Origin of the sequence: Nostoc sp. JL31 (genome assembly GCF_017114965.1) — a bacterium.
Classification (GTDB): domain Bacteria; phylum Cyanobacteriota; class Cyanobacteriia; order Cyanobacteriales; family Nostocaceae; genus Nostoc; species Nostoc punctiforme_A.
The window spans coordinates 76,250-95,555 of sequence record NZ_JABXKO010000096.1 but is presented as its reverse complement, the minus strand read 5'-3'; the positions used below and the strand labels follow the sequence as shown (position 1 = coordinate 95,555).

Genomic DNA, 19,306 nt, shown 5'->3' with positions numbered 1-19,306 from the left:
CTTTTCAATATCGAATCGGTATAATAAATACTTGGTTGCATTAAATAACAATGTACTGTTTTATATCTAACTTTTTCATCTACCCAAATAAATATAAAGTTGCTTTTTTATTAAGTCCTAAGCACTATTTTTTATAAATATCTAAAATATAAGATTAAAAAAATATTAATTTATGTAACATAATTTTTTATTTATAAACCTATGCAAATATAGTTGTGTTTGTCTGTTCGGTTTCGTACACAAGATAATTAAAACAATTCTTTTTAATATTAAAATTAATAAAATTAGCTTATTTAGAAGCTAACTTTACTATTCATATTAAATATTTTACCCTAATAGTATATGTAAATTGATACTTTTTCAAGTAACAATAAGTATTGTTTTTTACAAACTACATATTATTTTGTCATCTTGAATACATATTGTTGTAACAATTATTTTATAAACCATAGTAAATAAAGCAATTTCTTTTATTTTTGGTTTGTTGGAAACAAGTATTATAAATTTCACTCTGATGAGATATATGTTCTATATATTCTCTGAAGCTTGGGTAGGTTAAAAGCCTTTTGGCTGTGTGTAATATTGGTTGTAATTCAATTCATAAACCTCACGCGATCGCTTCTAATGATGGAGCGCTCGCGTTTTTCTATCTCAGAGTTTTCAAATAAATAGGTAGTTAGTGCTGGAAGCCTTTTAAGTAAATAGACATAATTAAATATAAAATAAACTCCTAGTTTGTAGTGAGCGATTTATCGCTCAGAGCAAGGATTATCTGGACTAAAGTCCTTACTACAAACTTTAAATTTATTTCTGCCTTTCAATTAAAATTATGACTTTAAATATAAAAACTCAAACTTAATCTTAAAACAACTGACAGAGAATACATTTAAACCTGTGACAGATAATCACAAATTTCATATTAGCTACAACGTTAGTTATCACCCTGTAGCAATCCGATAGCGAAGCGGTAGCGAGTCATCGAGCGTCTTTGATTTCTGTTCGCGCAGGAAGGCAATAGGGAATCGTCAACATCAACATACTTCCCCAGAGAAAAAAGTTAATGCCATTGTTCGGCGCTAATGTTTTGCTTAATGCATTAGCAGCGATCGCAGCTGGCTAATATAGCGTTGTTATACCAGCCAAAGTTAGCGGTGTTAATGTATCGCAAAACCTTCAATAGTTACTGATAGTCTGCGGTGTCCAGGTAGGGCCATTGCAAGATGGCCCTACTGGTTTCCAGATCAGCATATCTAAGCAGATTTGCCGCATATCCATGTTTTCCGTCCAAGCATGATAGACAACATACTCAGTCTTACCATCTGGCCCAAGAACAATAGAGTTATGTCCCGGCCCTCTAACAAAATTAGGAACAGACTTTAGCACCCGTGGCCCGCTTTCATTACCTGCATCAGAGTAAGGCCCCATCACGTTGTCAGCAACGCCATAATCTACGCCGTAGTTCTCAGTTTCCCAGCGTCCACCACTATAAAAGCAATAGTATTTCCCTTCATGCTTACGAATACAGGGGCCTTCTAAAGTATGCCAATCATAAATTTCACCGTACATCAAACGGTTGGCTAAAAACCGTTGCCAATCGGATCGCGCACGTAAAACCACTTTCCCTTCACCAGCAAGCTTAGTCATGGTTTGGAGTCGATCTACTACTAATGCTGTGCCAGCACGCACTCCATCCGATGTATCTAGAAAGTCACGGGCGTAAAACAAATACCATTGTTTATCATCATCCTGGAATGGGTGCGGATCGATCGCAAAAGGACAGGACTTTGGATCTACGACTGGCTCACCAACATCTTGATAAGGGCCTAACGGAGTATCGCTTGTAGCCACACGTAACTGATGATTTTTGTCTTCATGCCCGACAGAATAGTAGAGATAAAACTGGCGATCGCAGAAAGCAACTTCGGGGGCCCAAAAATTATCCCCAAGGGCGGGGTCTGGCCGTTGTAGTGCGTTACCAACATAATCCCAATTCACAAAGTCGAAGGAGCGTAGCAGAGGAAAGACACGTGATTTGTTATTGGAGTTAACATTTGGTGTGTCCGCTATTTCATCTACCGTTCCTTCTGCTTCTGCTGCGCCAGTGCCGATTGCATAATATACCCCTTCGTGTTGCCAAACAAAAGGGTCGGCAAAATAACCTTTGTAGACTGGATTAGTATAGGTTTGCATCTTAATTATTTATGTATGGAATGACAAAAATTATTCTTCCACTAGTGGTCTGTCCCATTAATTATGATAGGTGAATCAGCTTTTCAATTTTTCTTCTTTACCTCTTCCTTTGCGTCCTTTGCGGTTCGTTTTCTTATCTCTCTAATTTAATGAGACAAGGTACTTAGTAGTCTTCAAGCGAAGTTTGAAGGGTAAAGCACGAACCACAGAGGCGCAGAGGGCACAGAGTCACAGAAAAAAGAGATGTTTAAGAGGTGTCTCACTCGTCAAAGTTAGCTTGAAAAACTACTAGTATTTGAAATTCACGTAAGTTTCGACTTTGTTCTTAGGTAAGCTTTCTACTAACTGACACCGTAGCATCTGCTTTAGTTTTTCTGGCAGGCTTTGATAATAGTCTTGTGGGAGAGTTAAATCTACCTTTGGTGTGTGCAACCAATGCATAGCATAGCCCATGACTACCATCGGTCTTGGGTGGTTTGTCCGATTTGGGGAACCCCGATGCAGTGCTAAAGGCGATCGCACCATCACGTCACCTGGCTGCATATAAAAGGATTCCATCGGAATTTCACCACTAGCAACTTTTTCTAATCCCTCTTCTCGCGGTATAACATGGGTTCCACGCGCCATTTGGAATGGGCCGTTTTCTGCGGTTACTTCCACAAGGGGAAAGTTGACTGCAAGGGCGTAAAGTGGGGTTACTATGCGATCGCTAAATAATGGGCGAAAATCCCGATGGGTTTCCTGATAATCTGAACCCTGGAATGGGACATCAACTCCCATCTGAACCATTACGTATTCTTGGAAAAACACGCGATCTAGGATACCCATAATCACTGGATTGGCAAAAACTAACTCATTAGCAAATGGGTAAATCCAAGGCAAGGTTAGATAGTAGCGGGAAACTTCACGAGGAGCCAACCCACCTGGTTGATTTTGACGCTCGTGAAATAATTTTTCAAAAGCTTGTGCCCACTCGTCAATTAATTTTTGCTCAAAAACACCGGGAATCACACAAATTCCGTCTTGATTCAGTTTTTGAGCAAATCGGTCTAGGTCGGTAGCTGAATATTTCGCTATACCGCCTATACTTTGAACCATCTTTTTTATCCTCTTCAACTTATAACTAGAGGTGTATTAATATTAGACCTCTAGGGGATTTTTTAATTGCTCGTCGATAGTAGCGCAGTATTTTGCAAATTAGTGGCTGATGCCAATTCCCCGTAACAATTAATTAGAATTATTTATGCCTAATTACTTTGCAAACTAACTCTTTGAGGCTCCAGCCATTGCAACACTATCACCCGGCTTTGAAGGCCATCTGACAGTCAAAATAGTGCAGTCGGACTCAGCAACCCACCAATGGGATATACCTGCACACCAAAGAACATAATCACCTTCACGAGATAATAAAATTTCTCTATCTTCAAATTGCAGGCGAAATTCTCCGTGAATGAGAATTGAAAGCGTCGCAGCTTGGTTATTTACTGCCCAATCAGTTCTACTCTCACCTGCTTTGTGAACAGCCCATTTTACTTCTAGCATTTCCGTAGAACGCGGATCGTCTTCAGGGGTGATAAAGTGACCCATGAACCATCCCCAACGATTTACACCTTCAACGCCTGCATTTCCATAAACAACTTTAGGCTGCATCACTTAACTCCAAAGAAGGAACCAAAATTTGTCCGGTGTAACCTGCTTGCTTGTATTGTTCAAGAACATGAGTTGCAATACTTCTGGCTTCACCAGCCGCAACTAAAGCGACACTTGCCCCGCCAAAACCAGCACCTGTAAGTCTTGCACCAAACACTCCTGGAGTTTTTTGCAACAGTTCGACTAGAGTATCCAGGGCAGGTACGGATACTTCGTAATCATCTCTCAAACTAGCGTGGGATGCGTTCATCAATTCGCCAAAGCGCTCAGATGTTACTCCCTGCAACACTTCCAAGACGCGGTTATCTTCTGTAACCACGTGACGGGCGCGACGGCGTAAAGGTTCGGGAAGTTTTTCTGCTACTTCAACATCAGTAATATCTCGTAGTGCCTTAACTCCTAGCGATCGCGCCGCCTCTTCACACTCAGCCCGACGCTGGTTATAACCGCTACTTGCAAGTGTGCGGGGTACACCGCTATCAATAACCAAAATCTCCGCTTTCTCAGGCAAAGGCATCACCCGGCGTTCTAAAGTTCGAGTATCTAAAAACAAGATATGCTCGGTATCAGCCAAGCTAGAAGCCATCTGATCCATGATGCCGCATTGCACGCCAGCATAATGAATTTCTGCTTGCTGGGCAAATTGGGCGATTTCAACATCATCAATGGGAAGTTTCAGAAGTTGGCGTAGTGCCCGAAGTGTTGCCACTTCTAAAGCCGCGCTGCTAGACAAACCCGAACCTATAGGAACCGATGATTGGACGTATACACAAAGCGATGGGATTGTATATCCTGCTTTTTGCAAAACCTCAATACAGCCAAAAATATAACTGGCGAATCCAGACGGAGTACGATTAATATCTGAAATGCTCACTTGCTCGTTGAGATTTTCCGAGTAAAAGTAATGCTGACTATCGCTACTAAAACCTAGCTGTACCGTCGTACATTGAGGAATCGCAGTTGGCAGAACGAATCCGTCGTTATAGTCGGTATGTTCGCCGAGTAAATTTACTCTTCCTGGCGCACTCGCTTTAGTTTCAGATGGTTTACCGAATACTTGTTGAAAACCCATAATTTTTAATTATACAAAGGTACAGGGCGTAACCTTCCTTCTACCTCAACATTAGGAAAATTTGGATCAAAAGTCAGATTTTCTAACTTTCCGTCTTTCAAAATCACAAAAGTATCTTCAATTTTTGCCCCTACTAAACTAGGGTTCCAAGCGACAGCAATACCTTCTGCCAAAGTATCAGTAGTGGTTGGATTTGCTACGATTTCTCGCGCTAAATATCCAGTGCTTCCTCCCTGGTGGTGTTCGCGGATGGCATTGGGAAATCCATGCTGCTCATAAGCCTGAGCTAGGGCGTGATAAACTGCATCGAGTGTGGTTCCGGGTTGGCACAAATTCAAAATTACTGCTTCTACTTCACGCACATGGGAATGCAATTCGGCCTGTTCGCCTGAAAGCTCACCAAAACAAACAAATCGAGTCAGATTTGCATACAAACCGTAACCTCTAGCGCAAAACACCAGCATCGCTTGCCGTCCAATCTGTTCTCCGGTGGCTGTTGCATGACGGTATAGCGGTAAACGCCTCTCACCCGCTACTAGTGTCAGCGCTGGATGCAGCCCTTGCGCCCATAACGCCTCTGCACCTGCACCTGCTAACTGATATTCTGTCCAAGTTGGCTTGGCGGCTTTGAGTACCTCTGTCATTGCCTGACTAGCTTTTTGCCCAACTTGGCGATATCGGTCTAATTCACTTGACATCATTACCCGTTTATGTATTTGCAGAGATGGGGGTAACGGCTTTTCTAAATTGGAAATGGGGCGATCGCTAATTGCTATTCCGCCGCCAATTACATCACGAACGAAAGACTCACGGGCAGCATAATCAGCCCAAGGGTTGACATACACCTTAAAATTAGCAGGCAGTTCTTCATCCTTAAGACGCTGGGCTTCAATTTCATCCGTCAATACCCAGGCATCTTCAGTAGTTACTAATACTTCTGCTACGCCAGTTTCAGCAGTCAGCAGCACGGTGTTAGAAGCGCCAGCCGTTGCCCAAGCAAACCAGTCTGTACCGCGCAAACGCACGCCTTGCACTTGCACTTCGGTTTCACGCAAGGTTTCCCTGATTAACTCTAGTTTTTTGGAGACTTCTTCGTTCATAGGAAAAACACAGATAGATACAGATGATTATCAAATTTACTTAGGTCTGTCTGCGTCTGTCTGAGGGATTGAACTGACGTTTCCTGGTACAAATACCTTTAGCATAAGGAGAATGCTTTTTTGTTCTCTTTTAATCTTCGTGGTTCAAAATCTTTGGGTATTACCCACTTTAAAACTAGACTACTATCAAATTAATTGATCTAAGTTGAGACTACGAATGGAGGGTGCATTAGAACGGATTAAATTACCACTACGGAATGGCAGTCTTTTATTACATCTGATTACATCATTTGTGTTTGGTGCATTATTTTCCCAAGGGGTTGTTGACATCCACACTAGCCGAACCCGTCTTGTCCACATCTTATCATTCTCATCATTCAATTCATTCAATTCAGGAGTGTCCGTAACTGTTTCAACAATATGGGTTACACGATGACCATACGTAGCATGGTTTTGACACAAGAGAATACGTTCTCCTAGAAGAGCTTTCTTTGCATCTCTTTTTTTCTCTAATAGCTTTTTATTTTTTTCCTCTAGATTCATAGTTTCTCTGGCATTTTTGTTTAATGGCCAATGCAAATAGAACTCTTCGCCGTTCCTAGATACTTTGTAAGACCATTCTTGTCTATTCTCATGAGTATAATTTACTAATTTCAGGTATTTAACATTTAGATTATAGGGATCGGATATTTCTGTCATTGTATTTACTTGGGCTTTAGCGAAATTTATGAGTAGTTTAATGGTTTGAGTAGTGTTTAAACAGTTCCTTATTCTAGTTTAAACCAGCATATTTACCTACGTATATATACGCAATATAAATACTAGACTATCTCAATTCAATAGATAAATAGGCTATAAAGTCTGAAAAATCACACACAATACCCGATCGCCAGTAAAACTTAGGTAAAAAAATCGCAGGTTGGTGTAAACAGTCGCAACCCAACAACAACTTCGATAATGTTGGATTTTCTACCGTCAAACTAATCTGCGTAGATTGGAATTGTGATTTTTTTCTGAACAATAAGCGCATCTCGTGACGGATGCGCTTGTTTTGGTTTACCTATTTTCTCTTTATGCGGAAATCAGCATTTCAATATCTACAGCCACAGCTTGTAGTTCCTTCGCTTTCTCCTCCGGTAAAGCATCATTGGCAAACATCCCGGCTGCAAGTTCGGTTCCCGCCAGATATTTCAGCCTTTCGCTTGTCCGGTATGGTGGGAAAAACTCGGCGTGTAAATGCGCTTCAGGATGGGCTAAACCGTCAGTTGGCGCTTGGAACCAAGCCATCAAGTAAGGAAATGGGCGATTCCACAAGCCGTCATACTTGAGAGTGACAGTTTTTAAAGCTTTGGCGAGTCCCCAACGTTGTTCAGGGGTGAGATCCATAAAAGTGCTAACTGGCTCTTTTGGTGCAATCCAGACTTCATAGGGGTAACGAGCGCAGACTGGGACAAATGCGATCGCATACTCATCTTGATAAATAATCCGTTGATCGGCTGCAATCTCCTTCTGAATCAAGTCTTGCAGTAAACCCCGCCGATGTTTTTCATAATACTCCTGCTGCATTGACAGCATCCGCGCCGGAACAGGCGGTATAAAAGGATAGGCGTAAATTTGCCCGTGGGGATGGTGCAATGTTACACCTACCTCTACACCCTTATTTTCAAAGGGCAGCACGTACTGAATTTCAGGATTTAGCCCTAGTTCACGGGTGCGATCGCCCCATACTTCCAACAGCAAATCTAAATGATCCAACTCTAAGGAACTCAAGGAGGCGCTGGCATCTTGAGTAAAAACCACTACCTCACAGGCTCCATTAGCTGGTAACGTTTCCACGATGGTATCAGGTGGATTGTTTGCTGTCGAACTCATTGAGGGAAAGCGGTTATCGAACACTGCCACGTCATACTTACCTTGGGGTAGTTCCGTTGGAAACTCAGGGTTGGTGGTAGGTGCGAGGGGATTATATTCTGGGGGCGGCATGAATGTCCGCCCTTGACGGTGACTAGCATAAGCTACCCATTCACCCCGCAAGGGATGCCAGCGCAAGTGGGGATTAGCTTGCACTGGCTCATTACTAGGGCTAGGGGCTTCTAACTGGTTAGTAATTGGATAGCGACTGTATAACTTGAGTTTGCGTCCGTCGGGCTTCAACAGCTTGTGGGAGTACATAATCCTTGTCCTGAGAGGGTTGCAGCGCGGATCGCCTCAATAGGAAATTTCGGGGTGCGATCGCCGTACAATAAACCGTTAGCTTCTTGAAAGGTATCTGTTAATTGGGTGTAACAGAATCCGCTAAATAGCTCAATGTTATTAACTGTTTCCAACAGTGCAGCGTATTTCATTTGTAATTCGGAGATATTCGAGCAGTTTTCATATCCCCAAGCTTGATCGGCATTAGGTTGATCGAGAGGGGCATAGGCGATGCCACCGAACTCGGTTAACATCACTGGTTGTCCCTGATGGGGATAGTTATCCAAGGTGAGAATACGCCCCCCAGGACGGCTACGCTCAAATAAATCTGATATCTGAATATCCGGTCTGTAACGATGAGCTAATCGCTCAGGCTGGCGTTCATAGTCGTGAATAGCGAGGATGTCGGTATCGGTACTTTCCCAACCATCGTTACCAATTACTGGGCGAGTCGGATCGAGAGTTTTAGTGAGGTGATACATTGCCAACACGTAGTTACGATGAGCCGCCGTCTCAATCAAATTTGGCACACCCCAAGATTCATTAAACGGCACCCACGCCACAATACAAGGATGGCTGACATCTCGCTTGATGATTTCCGTCCATTCACGGGTCATGCGTTCCACGGCTTTCGGCGTGAAGCGGTAAGCGCTGGGCATCTCCTCCCATACTAACAACCCTAAAACGTCTGCCCAATATAAAAAGCGGGGATCTTCAATTTTTTGGTGTTTGCGTACTCCGTTAAAACCCATAGCTTTCACGAGTTCTACATCACGTCGTAATGCTTCGTCACTAGGTGGAGTCATTAATGTCTCAGGCCAATAGCCTTGGTCGAGGACTAAACGGAGATAGTAGGGACGACCGTTGAGCATAAAGCGATCGCGCTGAATGCTGACAGTCCGCATCGCTGTATAAGATTGCACTTCATCTAAAAGACGATCATTATCCCATAGCTGAATTTGGGCATCTATCAGCGTCGGCTTTTCTGGACTCCACAGTAATTCATTACGGCAATCGTCAATACCCGGATCGCTCAGAACAATGCGGCGGGTAATTTCTCCATTGAATACTTCATAACTATCGCTTGCTAAAACGCGATCGCCAGCGCTGAGTTTAATTTTAATTTGTACACCTGAAGTAGGTAAATTACCAGCCAGCCCAACTTCAAACCCAATTTCCCACCGTTCGCAGTCGGGAATCCAACGAAGATTACCGATATAAGTCTCACCTACGCGTTCTAGCCAGACTGTCTGCCAAATACCACTCGTGCGAGGATACCAAATACTATGGGGTTTCAAATGCCAATCTTGTTTACCACGAGGTTTGGCGAGGTCGTGCGGATCGTCTTGCGCCCACACTGTTACCTTTGTTGTACCACTGTCATTTAAGGCATGGGTAATATCGAGAGTGAAAGAAGTGTGTCCGCCTTCATGCTCGGCTATGTATTTATCGTTTACCCATACACGAGCGCGATAATCCACAGCGCCAAAGTGTAACAGTAATCTGCCGTCCCCTGGTGGTGTTTCAAATTCCCGCTCGTACCAGCAGTTTGGATGAAAACCGCGATCGCTAATCCCACTTTTGGTAGATTCGGGCGCATAAGGAACTTCTATATGATGAGACCATTCGTTAAAATCGCTGGGTTCGACACATTTTCCTTGGTCATCAAATGCGAATTTCCATAGCCCATTTAAAGTTTGCCAGCGCGATCGCTTTAACAATGGTCGGGGGTGTGCTGCTGTTAAGTCCACAAAATTACTATCAGTTTTAGAGGCTAATTTAACCTCATGATTCTTTATATCTAACAATTTCATCAAATTTTCTCCCTATCTATAACTCAATCAACCCCTGCTATAGATTAAATCCAGACCCAAATATTGGATTCCGGTATATAGCACGAGTTTTGACCGGATCGTTCATCGATCGGTTCGAGCTAGTAGCATTATATTTTTTCGTAGCCAATACTGATACCTTACCCACTTAGGTGTTGAAGTATAGCAATAAGTTTATATACCCCTAGCTCGTGACATTATGGCATATACATTACTAATCTTTGCCAGGTTATCTTAAAAAAAAAGCATTAAATTTAGGTCGCTAATATCTATCATAAATCTGCCACGCAATAAAGTGGTTGTCATGAAAATTTTATTTATATAAATTGTTTAAGTAAATGCTTTAAAATCATTTATTAGTCAATAAGCATTAGCAAACAAAAGAAAAATAAATAAAATCAGGTTATATAAGGGAATAACGGAACCATTCATTGAATATTGCCAGATAGATAGTCTTTTTTCCTCCAACCACGCCAATTTTGAAGATAAAGCCAAATTTGCCAGTGCAAGTGCAACTGATTTGCATAAATGCTTGGCGACATCAATTAAGCCTGCGAATTATTAGTATCGCAAGAGACACTACAAAAAAACTTACTTATATGTGTGGCCTCCTAATTGTTTGGGATGTTACTCCCGCTTTAACAGAGCAAATTCTAGCCTTTCATTTGGTTAACAACTCCCAATAAATATTTAGCACTTATCAATGGTGGCACATACTTTTCTACTATTGGAGAATCAGCCAATACAGTTGTGTCTGTTCCTACAGAAGTAATTGGTTCTAGTCCAGCTTTGGCACGTCGTTATATTAAAGCTTTGAGTGTTCCCTTTATTGAAACTTATATTGCCGGACAATCAAGTTACCTTCCCTATTTGAGTGCAGATTATGTTAATAACATTAGTCAGCAACCACTACCTTTAAGTTGAATTACATCTCTGACATCTGAACAACTACAACTTCCGTTTCAATAAACTCAGCCCCTCTGCACAATACGCTGCTGAAAAAGCACAACCAAAAGTAAGAAGCCACCACGGAGTACAAGCTGCCACCAAGGAGTAATGGTTCCCTCAAGATTTAAAAGGTTGTACATCATTCCTAATAAAAGTACACCGACTAGCGTCGGAAACACGCTCCCCTGACCCCCTGCGAGAAACGTTCCTCCCATGACGGTCGCAGCGATCGCATCTGTTTCCCAGCCAAAGGCAGCCACAGGCTGACCCGCTCCTAAACGACCTGCGAGAATAATACCAGCAAGCCCTGAAAGTAACCCGCTAAATGTGTAGACTGCTAGCTTTACTCGGTTTGGGTTCACACCCATGAGTCGGGAGGCTTCCTCGTTGTTGCCAATAGCGAATATGTGCAAACCTAATCGGCTTCTGTGCAGCATAAACCAAGCAGCAAAATATAAGAGTGCAACTATCAGCACGGGTACAGGAATCCAACCAATAAATCCTCTACCCAGCCAAACAAATCCCGATGCTGTCGATGATACGGCAATCGACCTCTCCTGGGTGATGCTCAACGCCAGCCCACGTGCAGCGCTGGCAGTGAATAAGGTAACAACAAACGGCTGAAGCCGTGCGCGAGACACGAGAAGACCATTGACCACACCGAGCAACGTGGTGCTAGCAATGCCACCGGCGATCGCCACAAAGCTTCCTTGTCCGGCAAGCATTGTGGCGACGACACCGCCCAAAGCAACCAGCGAACCCACGGACAGATCGATTCCTCCACTGAGAATCACGATAGTCATGCCCAGCGCCACGATCGCCAGCATACTGTTCTGTCGCATGATGTTCATCAGATTAAGAGGTGTCAGGAAGGTTTCATAACGAAAGGATGCGAAAACAGCCAAACTAAGGAGCATGAGCAGCACGCCCTGGGAAGTGATGAGCTTGGCAAAACGCCGCAAACCCGCAAACGCAAGAGACTTTGTGGCAGCCATGACGCGTTAAACCTCCCTCGGTCGCTGCAAAAAAATGGCGAAAAGAATGATTACGGATTTCAAAACTAATGACCAGGTAAAGGGAATCAGCAGCATATTGAAACTTGTGGAAATCACCTGCATGAGCAAGGCTCCGACAACAGTGCCAAGGACATTTGCCCGACCACCGGAGAAGGGCGTACCGCCAACAACAACAGCCGCGATCGCATCAAATTCCGCGTTGACACCAACCTTGCTCGGATCGCCCATGCCAAGCCTCGCTGTCTCCACAAGTCCGGCAACCCCGGCAAGCAGGGCACTAATTATATAGACTATATATTTCACGCGCTCCGCACGGATACCCGCAAGCCGTGCAGCCTCCTCATTGCCGCCGACTGCAACGATATAACGGCCGAAAAGCGTAGAGCGGATACAGAAAAAAGCTCCTGCGATCGCTACTGCTGCAATGACAACTTGAATTGGTATAGAACCGAGATAGCCCTTTCCCAGCGCTTCAAATGTCGGATTGACAAAAGGAACGAGCTTACCGTCTCCGATAACCTGAGCAATCCCACGCCATAAGATGAGAGCCGCCAAGGTGGTAATCAAGGCATCAAGTTTCAGACGCGAGATCAGAAAGCCATTGATAAAACCAACCAACAGAGCCGCGCTCAAAGCGAACAAGATAGCAACAGTCATCCCATACTTAATTAGCAATGCCACAATGACTGAAACCAATGCCATAGTAGAGCCAACCGTCAGGTCGATGCCACGGGAAGCAATGACAAAGGTCATACCAACGGCAACCAACATTGTTGTGGATACTTGGAGCAACATATTTAATGTGTTGCTAACTGTTGCAAAACGCGGAGTAAAGACGGCGTTCGCAACATAGAGAATTAGGAGTGCCGCAAATGCACCGAAGTTTGGATTCCACAGGGTTCCCCAACCCCGATCAGGCTTCTGCTTCTTGCTCTTCATTTGGGTTTTGCTCTGTTTGGGATTGTCCACCGACGGCTTCCTGACGATCTGCACCTTCTGCCATTGCGTGCAGAATTGCCTTTATGTTCTTCTGCTCGCCACTGAGTTCCGCGATTGACTGCCCGTCACGCAGGACGACGACACGCTGCGAGCCTTCAACTAACTCTTCCACTTCCGATGAAATCATCAGAACTCCCAGCCCTTGCTCTGCTAGTTCGGCGATTAGCTGCTGGATCTCACGCTTTGCACCAACATCAATACCACGAGTTGGCTCATCGAGAAGAAGAAGTTTTGTATTCTTGCACAGCCATCGCGCCAGAAGCACCTTCTGCTGATTGCCGCCTGATAGTTCGTGGATCTTCTGCTCGGCGCTGGCGGCTTTGATATCAAGACGTTGCATGAAACGCTCTACAAGTTCGTTCTGTTGTTTTCTGGAAACAATGCCCCATTGCGTAAGGTTCGGTAGGGCAGCAAGCGTGAGGTTTTCGCGCACCGAAAGCTCAGGGATGATGCCGTCCGCTTTACGATCCTCTGAAAGGAAAGCTATGCCAGCAGCGATCGCATCATGAGGATCGCGCAGGGATAAAAGACTACCTTCGAGTTTTACAATTCCACCCTCAAGTGGTTCAGCCCCGAACAAGGCACGCACCGTTTCACTACGACCAGAGCCGAGCAAACCCGCAAGCCCAACGATTTCGCCATGCCGCATTTCAATGGAAACACCATTGAGCCGTTTTTTATATTTGAGAGCTTCCGCTTGGAGTAGCACTGGCTGACAAGGCGTGTTTTGCGACTGTCCTGAGAACGCCGTGACTCCTTTGCTCACCTCTTCAGGCTTACGACCTAGCATAAAACAAACGAGTTCCAGACGAGTGAGCGTGGACAGCGATCGCGTCACAATGTTGTGCCCATCACGCAATACTGTCACGCGATCGCATACGGCGTAAAGTTCTTCAAAACGGTGGCTGACGTAGACGATGGATGTCCCTTCCGACTTTAGTCGCCGCATAACATCAAAAAGAACAGCAACTTCAGTTTCCGTCAGCGAACTTGTGGGTTCATCGAGGATCAGCACCCGCGCACCAAAGGAGATGGCGCGGGCGATCGCTACCATCTGGCGATGGGCAATATTTAGCGAACCAACCACTGAGTGCGGGTCGATATGCAACCCCAGGCGCTCTAGGATATCGGCCGCCCTAGCGTTCATAGCCCGTCTGTCAATGATGCCGAAGCGATGCGGCTCTCTGCCCAGAAAAATATTCTCGGCAACAGTTCGGAAACCCACGAGTTGAATTTCCTGGTAGACGGCTACGATACCTGCCGCCTGCGCTTCAGTCGGGTTTTGGAATGCAACGGTTTTCTGGTCGTACTCTATAACACCCGAATCACGTCGATAAGCCCCCGTCACGATCTTAATCAGGGTCGATTTGCCAGCGCCATTTTCTCCGACCAGTGCATGAATCTCGCCTGCCTTCAGTTCAAAATCCACACCCCAGAGCGCTGGCACGCCGGAAAAACTTTTTTTTATACCCGTCATGCACAGGACATTTCTAGTCGCCTGATTCATCGGCTTTACCTAGTTTTTGTCTTAATTGCCGATAGTGGAGATCCTTCACTTTGCACTATAGTAAGTAATATTTATTTATCTATCGTGGAGGCTCAGGAAAATTCCAGGTTATCTTTTTTCTATTTTAGGGTGAGAACTACTTATACCAATTCTCAAAAATCCGGCAACACATTCAAACCCCGAAACCCAAATAATAGACTTTCTTAATTACGAATTACGTTAGCGTAGCGGGGCGTAGCGGGGCGTAGCGGGGCGTAGCGGGGCGTAGCGGGGCGTAGCCCATTACGAATTACAAATTGGTATTAGTATGCTTCATCTATAAAATCCTTAGCGTTGGTCACGTCGAAGAGTCTGTCCTTGAGAATAATCCGAGGAGGAATTTTCTTACCAGCAAAATACTCTTCCATCGTGGCGAAAACAAGTGAGCCAAAACGCGGGTTCGACTCGACACTCACGCCAAGCTCACCACGAATTATCGCCTCAAGCGCGGCTTTCTGACCATCGATTGAACCGACCATCACATCCTTACCAGGCTTCATACCTGCGGATTTGAGAGCCTGGATCGCACCTAATGCCATTTCGTCGTTGTGAGCATACACTGCGGTAATATCGGAACCCTTAGCCTGGATGATGTTTTCCATTACACGTTGGGCCGCAGCCCGCGAAAAATCTGCCGTCTGCGTGGCGATGATTTTCATGTTGGGATAAATGGCGATCGCATTACGAAACCCCTTAGCCCGATCAATTGCGACCGATGAACCGGCTGTTCCAGTGAGTTCCACGATGGATGCCTTGCCGTCGGTTGCCTTAGCCAGCCATTCGCCAACACGGCGGCCTTGGGCGATAAAATCCGACCCCAGAAAACTGACGAAATGTTCGCCTGGTCTTCCCGCCGCTTCACGGTCGATCAGAAAAACCGGTATTTTTGCCGCTCTTGCTGCTTCTAGGGCAGGCGTAAGACCCTCATACTCACGTGGTGCGAGAAATATGACATCAACTTGTCGTGCGATTAGATCCTCAATGTCGGCAAATTGCTTCGATGTCTGCCCCTGAGCATCCGTCATCAGAAAATCGTAAGTTTTTTTACGCTTGGCAGCCTCCTCCTTAATGCTGTTCGTTTCAGCAATGCGCCACGGGCCGATGTTCTCCGTCTGCGAAAATCCGACAATTTTTTTTGTTTTCTCGCGTATACAACCAGACAGCGAGAAAGCCGCAACAGTAATCACAGCGTAGGCGCTAAATACCAAGAACTTTGGCATATAGGCTCCGATACCTGAGCATCCAAAACAGGTTTTATTCTTCATAACCCAATTATGTCTGAACGCTAAATTGAGCTGATCTCATATTTTGCCGACATCACAGAAGTATTGCCTAAAGTATAAATTACCATTTTGAAGAGAAATGATGGCTTCATAACGTGAGTCACGGAAGTAGCTTTTTATAAGGAATTAAGCCCGCAAATGTGTAACTGTTCAGGGGGGTAGTCAATCGATTTGATGTGTTTTTGGTAAACCTCGACCCAACAGTTGGCAGTGAGATTCAGAAGACAAGACCCTGTGTAGTAATTTCACCAGATGAAATGAACAAATATATTGGCACGGTGATTGTTGCTCCGATGACAACTAAAGGACAGCTTTATCCGACTCGTGTCACTTGTGAGTTTCAGGGCAAGGATGGGCAAATCGTTCTGGATCAAATTCGTACTGTTGACAAAGCTCGATTAGTCAAAAAGCTAGGTCAGATTGACTCTGATGAACAAAAAGCAGTTTTAGATACCTTAACTGAAATGTTTGCTGAATAATATACCTAACAATCTATACACCGGATGGTTATACCAATTATTTATAGATACGAATTATATAACATATCTGGTTATCTTCAACATTTGGTTTCCACCAGGCTGTAGTTCGTATTCAACCTTTTCAATATCTATTTTATAACCAATTGAAGTGTAATATCTTACGATTTCATCTAAATGTTGTGAGTGTTTCCACATTAAAGTTAAGAGGGGAAATATTCTGACTTCTTTAGCAATACGCAACATCTCACCTACAGAATCTAGGTGAAAATCGTAATCGAGATGGTCTGAATATAAAAACAGTAAATGTGAACAAAGCGCTATGTCAAATTCTTGATTATTAAATGCCAATTTTGGCAATTCACCGATTGTATATCTGTTGCTTTTTTTGCCAGCTTCATAATCAGACAAAAATTCTCCAATAACTTTGACTCGATTGTGTCGCAAATCATCCGGGGATTTATGATAGCTCCATACCCACTGATTTGATGTAGCCTTTACTTGATTAATGATGTTATCTACCACTTTATTAAATCTTTTCAATATTTCATCACTGGAAAATTGGTACAGAGGGTCAACAGAAACTACACTTTTATCCTGACGTGTCATTTCTGCATTAAAGCTTGCCGGCCCATCCCCAATCCCAATGATTCTTTTATTTAAATCTGCATTTGTTAAATTGAATATTTTTGTATATTCATCCATTGACCTTCCAAAAGGAACTATTTTATCTAGAACCATTGCCATAGAATTTACCTCATCAATAGACTGATTAAACAGGATCATAGGATCAAAATGTTTTATTCAGTGCGAGACGGCAATCATTCAGAAGCACGCCAAGCTCTTTTACAACTGTCAAGGGATTTCTACCTCTAAATACAGCAGCGATCGCAGCTTCATAAGGATTTCTACCTGTTATTTTGACAGCATTTATTGCGGCTTGATTTGATAATCCTCGGACACTAACTAGCCATGCCGCTAATACATGTCCAGTACGTCCAATTCCACCAGAGCAATGTACAACTACTTTCTCATTTTCTTTATCTGCTTCTATTAAGAAAGGAAGTATTTTTTGTGTGAGGGTTTCTAAATCAGCTAAATGGAAATCTGCAATTGGTGCCCAACAAACTACCTGATTCCCAAATTCTTGTTTGTATATATTTAGAAGATCGGAGTAAGAAGCTAGCTGTTGTTCATCAAGAAGACAGCAAACACGCTTGATATTTTGGCGCTTCATGAATTCTATCCAATCCTGAACATTCTTGTCAGTGTATCCAGGTCGTGCAGCACCAAAGACTATTTGCTCCTTTTCCCAAGCTGGGGCAAACTTGTACATATTTAGCCTAGAGTCGAGGTTGGTAAATCTCACCAATGGCAAAAAATAGCTATGGCTGCGCCAACACTTTCAGCAATCGCAGTTTAAAAATCCCTTTACACCCAATGCCAACTAAAGTCACTAATGTCTACGTAAGTATACCCCATTATCTTGCTGTAGTCTGACACTGCGCTCTGTAAAATCTTAAGATAATAAGCTAAATCGAAGGGTAATAATAAAGTTTTTCAAGAAATTTTATATTTTTGTGAATTATCTTGCTGCCTATACTACCTCTAATGCTTATTTTTAGGACTTTTGCAGCTTACTTAGCTAGCTCCAGTAGTTACCTTGACTAATCAATGAGGTTAAGAGAAACTAACTAAATACTGATGTATGTGCTTATAATAATAATAAGTTTTGTAAAGATTCTGAGATATATATGTTGAAAGATGGAACATTAGTTAACAAATGGCGAGTTTGTATCTAAAAATGTTCCTACGGCTATATTTTTAGCCTTCTGCTAAGGCAGTACAATTTAAGCGTACTTATCCTGGTTGACCAAAAGAATGGAGACATTAGAGTTCATAATCTATCCAGACGGTCGGGTACAAGAGAAAGTCACTGGCATTGTGGGTAATTCTTGCGCTGAAGTTACAGCAGCAATAGAGGCACAGCTGGGGCAAGTACTTAATCATGAGCCAACCTCAGAATATTTCGCCGCGAAGGTGCAGCAATCTAATGTGGCGAATACACACACCACTTACAGCGATTGGTAAGTTTTCACAGTAGTTTAGTGTTATTAATTTACAACCACCATGTCACACTTTAGCCAAATTAAGACTCAAATCCGTAACCTTGATTCTTTGAAAGATGCTTTGACTGAATTGGGCGTAGACTGGAAACCCGGCCCACGCGAAGTCCGTGGCTATCGCGGTCAAACCCATCCTGCGGAAGTTAGTATTGAGCAGGAAAATGGCTATGACATCGGTTTTAGATGGAATGGCAAAGAATATGAATTGGTGGCTGACTTGCAATATTGGCAGCAAAATTTGTCTGTAGATGGATTTTTGCGCCAAGTAACACAGCGCTATGCTTATCAAACAGTTGTGAAAGAAACCACTCGTGTTGGTTTTCAAGTTTCTGAACAACAAAAAAATGAAGATGGTTCAATTCGCCTGGTAGTACAGCGCTGGAGTGCGTAATGGCTGATTTTCTGCCGTCGCCGGAAGAACAAGAAGATAACCGTTCCGGTTTGGAACCAGAACTAGGGGGTTTTTTACGGGATGCCCCAGAACGTTCTGGTTTAGAACCGGAATTGGGTGGTATATTGCGCCAAAATGGTGTTTATGTTGACGAAATCACCTGTATTGGTTGTAAGCATTGCGCTCATGTTGCCCGTAACACCTTTTATATTGAACCAGATTACGGGCGATCGCGCGTGGTTCGGCAAGATGGGGACGCTGAGGAAATTATTCAAGAAGCAATTGACACTTGTCCAGTTGATTGCATTCATTGGGTTGATTACACTGAACTGAGAAAGTTAGAAGACGAGCGCAAATATCAGGTAATTCCTTTAGTGGGTTATCCTGTAGAACAGGCAGTTGTTGCTAGCGAACGTCGGCGTAAAAAGCAAAAGTTAAAAACCAAAAAATCCCGTTATTAAGATAAAAACGTTAAATCAATATA

At 43.6% G+C, this 19,306-nt stretch carries 18 protein-coding genes and 1 pseudogene; 5 read left to right on the top strand and 14 right to left on the bottom strand.

The features are described 5' to 3' along the window. Window positions 1–1,173 precede the first annotated feature (1,173 nt). From HWQ43_RS22705 to HWQ43_RS22670, 8 genes are all read right to left on the bottom strand, one after another. Window positions 1,174–2,190, bottom strand: a complete 1,017-nt coding sequence (locus HWQ43_RS22705) for a glycoside hydrolase family 43 protein (protein ID WP_292738246.1) — start codon at window positions 2,188–2,190, stop codon at window positions 1,174–1,176. Window positions 2,191–2,478: 288 nt separating this feature from the next. After that, window positions 2,479–3,288 carry a phytanoyl-CoA dioxygenase family protein gene (locus HWQ43_RS22700; protein ID WP_292738245.1) on the bottom strand — a complete coding sequence of 270 codons (810 nt, stop codon included), beginning with the start codon at window positions 3,286–3,288 and terminating at the stop codon, window positions 2,479–2,481. Between the two features lie 165 nt (window positions 3,289–3,453). Further along, window positions 3,454–3,840 carry a signal peptidase I gene (locus tag HWQ43_RS22695; protein WP_292738244.1) on the bottom strand — a complete coding sequence of 129 codons (387 nt, stop codon included), beginning with the start codon at window positions 3,838–3,840 and terminating at the stop codon, window positions 3,454–3,456. Then, window positions 3,830–4,912 (bottom strand): galactokinase, encoded by a 1,083-nt coding sequence (gene galK, locus HWQ43_RS22690; protein ID WP_292738243.1) that lies wholly within the window; start codon window positions 4,910–4,912, stop codon window positions 3,830–3,832. The genes HWQ43_RS22695 and galK overlap by 11 nt, the downstream gene beginning before the upstream one ends. A 5-nt stretch (window positions 4,913–4,917) precedes the next feature. Next, a complete protein-coding gene (locus HWQ43_RS22685; RefSeq protein WP_292738242.1) occupies window positions 4,918–6,012 on the bottom strand; it encodes a M24 family metallopeptidase in 1,095 nt (364 codons plus the stop codon). 186 nt (window positions 6,013–6,198) lie between these two features. Then, entirely contained in the window at window positions 6,199–6,711 is a 513-nt protein-coding gene (locus HWQ43_RS22680; protein WP_292738241.1) for a hypothetical protein, read from the bottom strand. Between the two features lie 372 nt (window positions 6,712–7,083). Beyond that, entirely contained in the window at window positions 7,084–8,184 is a 1,101-nt protein-coding gene (gene galT / locus HWQ43_RS22675; protein ID WP_292738240.1) for a galactose-1-phosphate uridylyltransferase, read from the bottom strand. Further along, the gene (locus tag HWQ43_RS22670) at window positions 8,163–10,019 is read right to left on the bottom strand and encodes a glycoside hydrolase family 2 TIM barrel-domain containing protein (RefSeq protein WP_292738239.1); all 1,857 of its coding nucleotides are present in this window, start codon (window positions 10,017–10,019) and stop codon (window positions 8,163–8,165) included. Before HWQ43_RS22670 ends, galT begins: the two co-directional genes overlap by 22 nt. 675 nt (window positions 10,020–10,694) lie before the next feature. Here HWQ43_RS22670 and HWQ43_RS22665 point away from each other — a divergent pair. Beyond that, window positions 10,695–10,961 (top strand): annotated as a pseudogene (locus HWQ43_RS22665) (hypothetical protein); the annotation flags it as partial. Between the two features lie 47 nt (window positions 10,962–11,008). Here HWQ43_RS22665 and HWQ43_RS22660 read toward each other — a convergent pair. The 4 genes from HWQ43_RS22660 to HWQ43_RS22645 form a co-directional block, all read right to left on the bottom strand. Beyond that, on the bottom strand, window positions 11,009–11,902 hold the full coding sequence (locus HWQ43_RS22660; RefSeq protein ID WP_292738238.1) for a ribose ABC transporter permease: 894 nt from the start codon (window positions 11,900–11,902) through the stop codon (window positions 11,009–11,011). Window positions 11,903–11,986: 84 nt separating this feature from the next. Further along, window positions 11,987–12,970, bottom strand: a complete 984-nt coding sequence (locus HWQ43_RS22655) for an ABC transporter permease (protein ID WP_292738237.1) — start codon at window positions 12,968–12,970, stop codon at window positions 11,987–11,989. Continuing rightward, window positions 12,915–14,507: a sugar ABC transporter ATP-binding protein gene (locus HWQ43_RS22650; protein WP_292738236.1), complete on the bottom strand. Its 1,593-nt coding sequence runs from the start codon at window positions 14,505–14,507 to the stop codon at window positions 12,915–12,917. Before HWQ43_RS22650 ends, HWQ43_RS22655 begins: the two co-directional genes overlap by 56 nt. Window positions 14,508–14,809: 302 nt before the next feature. Next, window positions 14,810–15,811, bottom strand: coding sequence for an ABC transporter substrate-binding protein (locus HWQ43_RS22645; protein ID WP_292738235.1), 1,002 nt, complete (start codon window positions 15,809–15,811; stop codon window positions 14,810–14,812). Between the two features lie 194 nt (window positions 15,812–16,005). On the opposite strand from HWQ43_RS22645, the gene HWQ43_RS22640 reads away from it, so the two are divergent. After that, on the top strand, window positions 16,006–16,308 hold the full coding sequence (locus HWQ43_RS22640; protein ID WP_292738234.1) for a type II toxin-antitoxin system PemK/MazF family toxin: 303 nt from the start codon (window positions 16,006–16,008) through the stop codon (window positions 16,306–16,308). A gap of 54 nt (window positions 16,309–16,362) precedes the next feature. Here HWQ43_RS22640 and HWQ43_RS22635 read toward each other — a convergent pair whose 3' ends face one another. Together HWQ43_RS22635 and HWQ43_RS22630 are read right to left on the bottom strand one after the other, a co-directional pair. Beyond that, a complete protein-coding gene (locus tag HWQ43_RS22635) occupies window positions 16,363–17,052 on the bottom strand; it encodes an SAM-dependent methyltransferase (protein WP_292738233.1) in 690 nt (229 codons plus the stop codon). A 43-nt stretch (window positions 17,053–17,095) separates the two neighbouring features. Beyond that, window positions 17,096–17,641 (bottom strand): dual specificity protein phosphatase family protein, encoded by a 546-nt coding sequence (locus HWQ43_RS22630; protein WP_292738232.1) that lies wholly within the window; start codon window positions 17,639–17,641, stop codon window positions 17,096–17,098. 545 nt (window positions 17,642–18,186) lie between these two features. Here HWQ43_RS22630 and HWQ43_RS22625 point away from each other — a divergent pair. The 3 genes from HWQ43_RS22625 to HWQ43_RS22615 are packed head-to-tail and all read left to right on the top strand — an operon-like array spanning window position 18,187 to window position 19,283. Further along, a complete protein-coding gene (locus tag HWQ43_RS22625; protein WP_094328129.1) occupies window positions 18,187–18,396 on the top strand; it encodes a DUF2997 domain-containing protein in 210 nt (69 codons plus the stop codon). Window positions 18,397–18,435: 39 nt separating this feature from the next. After that, window positions 18,436–18,822, top strand: coding sequence for a DUF1257 domain-containing protein (locus HWQ43_RS22620; RefSeq protein ID WP_292738230.1), 387 nt, complete (start codon window positions 18,436–18,438; stop codon window positions 18,820–18,822). Then, on the top strand, window positions 18,822–19,283 hold the full coding sequence (locus HWQ43_RS22615; protein ID WP_099099908.1) for a ferredoxin: 462 nt from the start codon (window positions 18,822–18,824) through the stop codon (window positions 19,281–19,283). Before HWQ43_RS22620 ends, HWQ43_RS22615 begins: the two co-directional genes overlap by 1 nt. Window positions 19,284–19,306: the final 23 nt, after the last annotated feature.

What these genes read in the sequence shown, in the direction of transcription:
- HWQ43_RS22680 (WP_292738241.1), bottom strand. Translation starts at nt 6,711, where the DNA reads ATGACAGAAATATCCGATCCCTATAATCTAAATGTTAAATACCTGAAA.
- HWQ43_RS22705 (WP_292738246.1), bottom strand. Translation starts at nt 2,190, where the DNA reads ATGCAAACCTATACTAATCCAGTCTACAAAGGTTATTTTGCCGACCCT.
- HWQ43_RS22625 (WP_094328129.1), top strand. Translation starts at nt 18,187, where the DNA reads ATGGAGACATTAGAGTTCATAATCTATCCAGACGGTCGGGTACAAGAG.
- HWQ43_RS22630 (WP_292738232.1), bottom strand. Translation starts at nt 17,641, where the DNA reads ATGTACAAGTTTGCCCCAGCTTGGGAAAAGGAGCAAATAGTCTTTGGT.
- galK (WP_292738243.1), bottom strand. Translation starts at nt 4,912, where the DNA reads ATGGGTTTTCAACAAGTATTCGGTAAACCATCTGAAACTAAAGCGAGT.
- HWQ43_RS22620 (WP_292738230.1), top strand. Translation starts at nt 18,436, where the DNA reads ATGTCACACTTTAGCCAAATTAAGACTCAAATCCGTAACCTTGATTCT.
- galT (WP_292738240.1), bottom strand. Translation starts at nt 8,184, where the DNA reads ATGTACTCCCACAAGCTGTTGAAGCCCGACGGACGCAAACTCAAGTTA.
- HWQ43_RS22645 (WP_292738235.1), bottom strand. Translation starts at nt 15,811, where the DNA reads ATGAAGAATAAAACCTGTTTTGGATGCTCAGGTATCGGAGCCTATATG.
- HWQ43_RS22635 (WP_292738233.1), bottom strand. Translation starts at nt 17,052, where the DNA reads ATGGCAATGGTTCTAGATAAAATAGTTCCTTTTGGAAGGTCAATGGAT.
- HWQ43_RS22700 (WP_292738245.1), bottom strand. Translation starts at nt 3,288, where the DNA reads ATGGTTCAAAGTATAGGCGGTATAGCGAAATATTCAGCTACCGACCTA.
- HWQ43_RS22615 (WP_099099908.1), top strand. Translation starts at nt 18,822, where the DNA reads ATGGCTGATTTTCTGCCGTCGCCGGAAGAACAAGAAGATAACCGTTCC.
- HWQ43_RS22650 (WP_292738236.1), bottom strand. Translation starts at nt 14,507, where the DNA reads ATGAATCAGGCGACTAGAAATGTCCTGTGCATGACGGGTATAAAAAAA.
- HWQ43_RS22695 (WP_292738244.1), bottom strand. Translation starts at nt 3,840, where the DNA reads ATGCAGCCTAAAGTTGTTTATGGAAATGCAGGCGTTGAAGGTGTAAAT.
- HWQ43_RS22670 (WP_292738239.1), bottom strand. Translation starts at nt 10,019, where the DNA reads ATGAAATTGTTAGATATAAAGAATCATGAGGTTAAATTAGCCTCTAAA.
- HWQ43_RS22685 (WP_292738242.1), bottom strand. Translation starts at nt 6,012, where the DNA reads ATGAACGAAGAAGTCTCCAAAAAACTAGAGTTAATCAGGGAAACCTTG.
- HWQ43_RS22660 (WP_292738238.1), bottom strand. Translation starts at nt 11,902, where the DNA reads ATGCTCCTTAGTTTGGCTGTTTTCGCATCCTTTCGTTATGAAACCTTC.